The organism is Variovorax sp. P4_D9, assembly GCF_056401695.1.
This window is the reverse complement of sequence record NZ_JBFUIU010000463.1, coordinates 1-7193: the sequence shown is the minus strand read 5'-3', so window position 1 is coordinate 7193 and position 7193 is coordinate 1. Positions and strand designations below refer to the sequence as shown.

Here is a 7193-nt window from a genome sequence, read left to right as displayed (position 1 = left end):
CGGTTAACGCCCTGCTGGCGCGAATCTCGGTGGTCAATGCCTGAATGGCGGCTAACGCGAACTGGATGTTCGACTCGTCCGTCAGCAGCCCGTCCTTCAGCTTTTCGAACACATGGGGGATGACGACAGCCGGATGGACGACCACTCGCGACAAGGTGCTCGCGAGCGCCTCGCGCAACTGCGCATGCGCTCGCGCGCCGCCGGTGAAAGCAGGCGAGGCGCTGATGATGAGTGCATGCTTGCCCCGCAGCGATGAAGTCTGCGGCGGGCGTGACGCCCAGTCGAGGGCGTTTTTCATCACCCCCGAGGTGCCGGCGTTGTACTCCGGCGTGCACAGCACGAGGCCGTCCGCCTGCCGAATCGCCTCGCGCAGGCGCGCCACCGCGACCGGAGGGTCCTCGGTGTCGAGATCGCCGTTGTACAGCGGGAGGTCCGAGAGCGAATGCAACTCGAGATGGATCCCGTCCGGCGCCCGTTGCTGCAGGGTGCGGAGGGCGGCGGTATTGCTCGAAGCTTTGCGCAAGCTTCCGGAGAGGCCGAGGAGGCGAATCATGCTGAGAATCCTTTGTTGGAAAGAAATCAGTGACTGGCCCGGAACGGCAATGCGTCCCAGCCCCAGTAGCGCGCGTCGCGGCCCATGGATTCCTCGATGCGCAGCACCTCGTTCCATTTCGCCATGCGCTCCGAGCGAGCGAAGGAGCCAACCTTGAGTTGTCCGGCGTTCCAACCCACGGCCAGGTGAGCGATCGTGACGTCCTCGGTCTCGCCTGAACGCGCCGACACAATGGTGCCGAACCGTGCATCCTTCCCGGCCTGCAAGGCGGCCAGGGTTTCGGTCAAAGTGCCGGCCTGGTTTGGCTTGATCAGGACGGCGTTCAATTGCGACACCGCCGCGGCAGCGCGTACCCGGTCGGCGTTAGTAACGAGAAAGTCGTCGCCGATAATCTGGCAGCGCGAAGCGTACTTCGCGCTGAAGCGCGCGAAGCCCTCTGGGTCGTCCTCCGCCAATGGGTCCTCGATGGACAGAATGGGATAGCTGTCGAGCCAGCGCCCTAGCATATCGATCATGGCGTCCGTGTCGAGCATGCGGCTCTCCAGGGCCAATTCGTAGCGACCGTTCGCGCCAAATTCGGAGGCTGCGATGTCGAGCGAAATGCCGACCTGCGCACCCGGCTTCAGTCCCGCATCGACTATGKCCTGCATCAGCGTGTCCAACGCCTCCTCGTTCGAGGTGAACGCGGGCCAGTAACCGCCCTCGTCGGCCACTCCTTGCAGCTTGCCGGCGCGCCGCAGCAGCGCTCCTGCCGCACGATAGATTTCGGCAGTCCACTCCAGCGCTTCATCAAAGCTGGCCGCAGCAGGACACATCACCATGAAGTCTTGGACATCGACGCGCCGCTCAGCGTGGGCGCCGCCCCCAAAAATCTGGATCTCCGGCAGCGGCAACCGCACCGGCTGTCCGCCCGCTAGCAGCTGCCATAGCGGCACGCCAGCCGCGGCGGCCCGGGCGTGTGCGATTGCCATGGACGTGGCCACCAGCGCATTACCCCCCAGTCGGCTCCGGTTGGGTGTTCCGTCCAACTGAACCATCACTTGATCTAGCGCCGCCTGCTCATTGACATCGCGCCCCGCCAGGGCGCGGTTCAAAACCTCGTTGATCGCGCGACAGGCCGAGCGTACATCCATGCCTCCGAAGCGTGCCCCGCCGTCGCGCAGGTCGACCGCCTCGCCGCTGCCCATTGAAGCACCGGCCGGCGCGAGCGCCCGCCCCGTCAGCCCACTGCGCAGCCGTACCGTCGCCTCGACGGTCGGCCGGCCGCGCGAGTCCCACATGCGCCGACCGTGGACGCTCTCGATCGTTGTATCGTTCATTGGTATGTAGATGTCGTTGGTGTTACTCGACCGCTTTACGCGCACCGATTAGAACGAAGGCCACAGTGGCGGATCGGTCGGACTTGTTGCGCCATGCGTGGCGTGTACCGTTCTGGACCACGATGTCGAACGGCTTCAGGCGGGTCTGCACTGCGTCGTCGAGCTCCAGCCACAKGTCGCCGTCGAGCACGATGCCGTAGTCGACGGTTGGGGTCTCGTGCATGCCGTCGGGCTCGAATCGCTCCGCCAGGCCGGGGCTGACCGCGAGATTCTCTTCAAACGCGGCTTGGCCGTTGAAATCCGCGGCGGCGAAAACGCTGTCTGGTGGGAACGTGACGACCAGTAGCCGGGTTTCGCCGAGGGCAGGCACAAAGCTCTCGACGTCGAGCGTCGGATCCGCACCGCTAAAGGGAAGCGTCGGCGCGGCGGGCGTCGCCCAGACCAAACGCGACACCATGCCCGGGATGTGCTTGAACACGTCTGTCCGGGGCGGCACCGAGTGCATGACAACGTGGCCGCCGCCGTCCTGGCGCTGTCCCGTCACGATGCGATTCAGGTCAGACGGCACATTGCCATTGAGGGAACTATCAGACGCCAAGATATGCCTCCTTGATCTTCGGGTCATTCAACAGGACGGCGGGCTTGCCAGAGGTCACGATCCGGCCCTGCTCGATCACGTACGCGTGGTGCCCTATTTCCAATGCCTGGTGAATGTTTTGCTCGACCAGCATCACTGCTACGCCACGCTCGTTGATGCGTCGGATGATCTTGAACATCTCCGAGACGATTAGCGGCGAGAGGCCCAGAGAAGGTTCGTCCATCAGCAGCAGACGCGGTCGCGCCATGAGTGCCCGTCCGATCGCGACCATCTGTTGCTGTCCGCCGGACATCGAGCTTGCAATCTGCTGGCGTCGTTCCTTCAACACCGGCAATAGCGAGAAAACCTCTTCCATCGTCTCGCGGCTCGACGCCCGTGCACCCTTGCGATAGGCCCCCAGCTCAAGGTTGTCTTGCACCGTCATGTCGGCGAATAGGCGCCGCCCCTCCGGCACGATGGCAATGCCGTGGTCGCACACCCGGTGACTCGGTGCTGACGTAATGTCGACGCCGTCAATGAGCACCTTCCCCTGGCGCGGCCGAAGGATGCCCGCGATGGCGTTGATCAGCGTGCTCTTGCCAGCACCGTTAGGGCCCACCACCGCCACCACTTGGCCCGCATCGATGTGCATGCTGGCATCCCAGATTGCGGGGGCGTCGCCATACGACACGTGCACATTGAGAAGATCAAGCAGCATGGGCGACTCCCAAGTAGACATCGATGACCTTGGGATCCTGCATCGTTTCCTCAGGCTGGCCGAGCGCCAGCAGCCGTCCCTGGTCGAGCACAGCAACCCGGTCGGCAAGCGCCACCACCGCGCGCATCACGTGCTCCACGAACACAATGGTGGTTCCGGCGGCGCGGATGCGGCGGATCAGGTCGATGGCTTGGTCGACTTCAGTTGGCGTCAACCCGCAAAGAACCTCATCCAGCAGCAGCAGCTTGGGTTTTGCGGCTAGCGCACGCGCGAACTCGACGAACTTGCGCTCGTGGAGATTCAGGGACGCCGGCAGTTCGTGCGCCTTCTCCGCCAAGCCCATGAAGTCGAGCCAGTGCAAGGCGGAGTCTGCTGCATTGAGCGCCTTGACGTCTTGGCCAAATGCTGCGCACAGCTGCACATTCTCTAGCACCGTCATGTGCTCGAACAGCCTTGGGATTTGATAGGTACGCGCAATGCCGCGTGCGGCGACCCTATGCGGCTCCAGCGTCTCAAGAGACTGTCCATCCAGTCGGACGCTCCCAGACGTCATCGGAAAGTGACCGCTGATCATGTTGATGAGCGTCGACTTTCCGGAACCATTGGGGCCAACCAGCGCCAAGATTTCGCCACGGCGAACTGAGAGGGAAATACCGCCGAGCGCCCGCAGACCGCCAAAAAGCTTGGTGACGTTCTCGCACTCCAGCAGCGCACCGCCCGGCGCGTGGGCGTCGATCGACTGGAGCAGTGGCTCCTCGGCTGACGCCGCCGCCGGCTGAGCACGGCTGCGCAACTTCCGCAGCAGTCGTGGAGCGATGCCTTCAGGCAAAAACAGGATAGCCACGATCAATGCGAGGGCGACCCCGGCGCGCCCCAGCTCGGCGTGGCTGCCACCGACGAACAGGCTGAGCGCGACGGTAATCAGGGTCGCGCCCACTGCCGGCCCCACCCAATGCCGGGCCCCGCCCAAAATGCTCATCAGCACTACGTAGAGGGGCACCGTGATCGAAAACGTCTCCCCCACGGTGACGTAGCCCACGTAGCCCGCCTGCACGGCGCCTGCGGCGCCGGCGATGGCAGCCGAGATGGCGAAGGCGCCGACCTTGTAGCGGAATGTGGGCACGCCTTTCACCTCGGCCACGTCCTCGTCGTCGTGTATGGCCAACAGACCGCGCCCAAAGCGGGAATACAGAATGCCGCGGGACACCAGCAGAGCGATCACCGCCACTGCCAGGCCCAGCAAATAGATCGCGCCGGGAACCGAGGTGCCGAATGTCGGCATTGGCACGCCGCTGAGGTTCACGCCGGCACCGCCATCAATTGGGGTGTTCGACACAATCGCAGCCAGGACGTAGGTAACCGACAACGATAGCAACGCGAAGAACTCGCCGCGGAGCGTGTGGATGCGAAACACCACCGCGCCGATGCAGGCCGCCAGCCCAGCGGCCAGAGCTGCTGCCAGCGGAATAGTCAGAAGGTAGGGCAGCCCCAACTTCACGGACATCCCGCCTGCCGCATAGATGCCAGTGCCGAAAAAGGCCGCGTGGCCAAAGCTCCAGTACCCGGCGTAGCCGCTCAAGATTCCCCAGCTCGTGGCCAACGCCACCCAAAAGAAGATGACGTACAGATACGACAGATAGAAGTCGGGGGCTCCTGCGTAAGGCAATGCAATCAGCGCTGCCCCAAGAAGGCCGACGGCCGCTTTAATGGTCATGGAATTCACAGCCATTTCGGCTTCCAGAGCAACAACGCGATGAGGATGGAGAACGCGACCAGGGGCGCCCAGGCGGGATTTACCGTCGCCATAGTGATGGCCTCCGCAACGCCAATCAGCATGCCTGCTGCCAACGCGCCAAGGGGATTTGCCAGTCCGCCGATGATTACCACGGCAAATACCACGCCGATCCAGGCTTCGATCTGCGACGGCGCCAACGTGGAGGTCAGGGCGATGAACACGCCTGCCACGCCAGCAGAGGCGGAACACAGTCCGGCCAAGCCGTATGACAGCTGACGGGCATTGATCCCGAAGGCGGCCGCGATTGGGCCGTCATGGGCAGAGGCCCGTAGCGCTCGCCCGAGCAACGTGCGATGCAACGCCAGCCAGGCTGCGATTGCGATCAGCGCAGCGCAAGCGAATGCCGTGAGTTCGAGCACCGGAATGAACAGAGGCCCAAGCCGGATTGACTCTTGCGCGTAGGGAGTCTCGTACTTACGAAAGTCCGCCGACCAGATCCATTGGATCAGAGACTCGATCAGCACAGTGACGCCGAAGGTCACGAGCATTGAGGCGAACTCACTTACGTCGAAGCGGACGAATATCGTGTGGAGCGCCAGGCCAACCAGGAAGAAGGCGGGAACGATGATGAGCAATGAAGCGTACGCCGGCCAGCCGAACTGGGCGCCGAATTGGTAGGTCAGGTACGCGCCCAAGAACGCGAGGGCAAAGTGGCTCAGGTTGACCAGTCTTAGCAGACCCCAGCTGAGGCTCAGCCCCATCGCAAGAAGGCCGTAAATACCGCCAAGCAGCAGGCCCCCGATGCCCGACTGGAGCAGCAGCGAAGCGCTCACCCTTTTGCTCCCTCAGCGCACGCCCGGGGCGCGCAATGAATTCGCTGGGGGCAGCTGATGGCTTGGCGGCCCGCCACTATTTGGTCTCGAAGCATTTGTCTTGTCTCCTTGTGCTAACGTTAGCGCAATTGTTGGCGGGCTCGTTTCGTTTGTCAATTGGATAGATGACCCGGGGTTTACCCTAGTCTCGAGCCCGGCCTTTTGACGTTAAAAATGCCAACGTTTGCACAGGAGATGGCATGAATTCACTGACTGTCGTGAGGTACGAAAGAGAAGGCCAGGCGCACTACGGCGTCCTGGCAAACGGCGTGTTGGAACGCCTCGCTCGCTCCCCTTTCGAGGGAATCGTCAAGAGCGGAGAGCGAGACCGCCTCGATGCGGTCCGCCTGCTGCCGCCGGTGGCACAACCGCGCATCTTCGGCCTTGGCTACAACTACAGGGCCCATTCGCAGGAATCGCAAAAAGCCGTGCCCGAAATCCCGGTCGTCTTCATGAAGCCGAGCACCTGCGTCGTCGGCCACGAGGATGCGATTGTGTATCCACCCCACGGCGAGAACATTCACTTCGAGGGGGAGCTCACAGTGGTGATTGGCAAGACGGCGCGTCATGTCACGGAGGCCGATGCACTGGACCACGTCTTCGGCTACACCTGCGGCAACGACGTCAGCGACCGGGTGCTGCAGAGGCGCGAGAGCAGCTTCGGCTGCCTCTTGGCCGGAAAGGGCTATGACACCTTTGGCCCCATCGGCCCCTGGATTGTTACGGGTCTGGATCCGGCAGACCAGCGGATCATCACACGCGTCAATGGAACCGTGCGCCAGGACGGCAACAGCCGGGACCTGGTGTTTTCCGTACCGTTTTTGGTCGCCTACCTGTCGAAATACATGACACTGCTCCCAGGCGACCTGATCATGACTGGCACGCCGGCCGGAGTCGGTCCTATCAGCGTTGACGATGTGATTGAGGTCGAGATTCCGGCTATCGGCGTGCTGCGCAATCCGGTCGTCGCCGAAGCACACTGACGACGTGGCGACAGATCTGGAGTCCTCCGGTTCACCCGTGCAAGCCCTTGCCACAGACGAGCGAAGCGGCGTGCTATCGTCACCGCTTACTTGGTGGGGCTTTCCGTGGTAACGATTAAGGACATTGCCGCGCGGCTGAACGTGTCGGCTTCGACTGTTGGCCGAGCGCTGGCGGATGACTCCCGCATCAGCGCGGCCATGAAGCAGCGGGTTCAGGAGGTCGCAGGCGAGATCGGCTACGTGGCCAATCGGGCCGCTCGCATGATGCGCGGCGTGTCGAGCAACTTGGTGGGGCTGATCGTCCCCGACGTGCGCAACAATTTCTACTCGACGATTGCCCACGCGTTGTCCAAGTGCTTGGAGCAGGAGGGGTTCCAACTGACCCTATCCGAGTCGGACGACGATCGGACCGCCGAGTTGAGACACGTCCGCGAAC

Annotated in this window: 8 protein-coding genes; 2 read left to right on the top strand and 6 right to left on the bottom strand. The window is 63.0% G+C overall.

The genetic code is table 11. The features are described 5' to 3' along the window. The 6 genes from AC1DY5_RS35250 to AC1DY5_RS35225 all read right to left on the bottom strand — a co-directional run. Positions 1-553, bottom strand: a 553-nt coding sequence (locus AC1DY5_RS35250) for an NADPH-dependent FMN reductase (protein ID WP_478119097.1), incomplete at its 3' end; no start/stop codon positions are given. Between the two features lie 26 nt (positions 554-579). After that, positions 580-1872, bottom strand: coding sequence for a phosphopyruvate hydratase (gene eno / locus AC1DY5_RS35245; RefSeq protein WP_478119096.1), 1293 nt, complete (start codon positions 1870-1872; stop codon positions 580-582). A 22-nt stretch (positions 1873-1894) separates the two neighbouring features. Then, positions 1895-2470 (bottom strand): cupin domain-containing protein, encoded by a 576-nt coding sequence (locus AC1DY5_RS35240; RefSeq protein WP_478119094.1) that lies wholly within the window; start codon positions 2468-2470, stop codon positions 1895-1897. Next, positions 2460-3167, bottom strand: coding sequence for an ABC transporter ATP-binding protein (locus AC1DY5_RS35235; protein WP_478119092.1), 708 nt, complete (start codon positions 3165-3167; stop codon positions 2460-2462). The genes AC1DY5_RS35240 and AC1DY5_RS35235 overlap by 11 nt, the downstream gene beginning before the upstream one ends. Continuing rightward, the gene (locus AC1DY5_RS35230) at positions 3157-4896 is read right to left on the bottom strand and encodes a branched-chain amino acid ABC transporter ATP-binding protein/permease (protein ID WP_478119089.1); all 1740 of its coding nucleotides are present in this window, start codon (positions 4894-4896) and stop codon (positions 3157-3159) included. The genes AC1DY5_RS35235 and AC1DY5_RS35230 overlap by 11 nt, the downstream gene beginning before the upstream one ends. Continuing rightward, positions 4887-5735: a branched-chain amino acid ABC transporter permease gene (locus AC1DY5_RS35225; RefSeq protein WP_478119087.1), complete on the bottom strand. Its 849-nt coding sequence runs from the start codon at positions 5733-5735 to the stop codon at positions 4887-4889. The genes AC1DY5_RS35230 and AC1DY5_RS35225 overlap by 10 nt, the downstream gene beginning before the upstream one ends. Positions 5736-5974: 239 nt before the next feature. Between AC1DY5_RS35225 and AC1DY5_RS35220 the strand changes: the two genes are divergently transcribed. Together AC1DY5_RS35220 and AC1DY5_RS35215 are read left to right on the top strand one after the other, a co-directional pair. Then, positions 5975-6757 (top strand): fumarylacetoacetate hydrolase family protein, encoded by a 783-nt coding sequence (locus tag AC1DY5_RS35220; protein WP_478119085.1) that lies wholly within the window; start codon positions 5975-5977, stop codon positions 6755-6757. A gap of 93 nt (positions 6758-6850) precedes the next feature. Continuing rightward, on the top strand, positions 6851-7193 hold a 343-nt coding region (locus AC1DY5_RS35215; protein WP_478119083.1), incomplete at its 3' end, for a LacI family DNA-binding transcriptional regulator.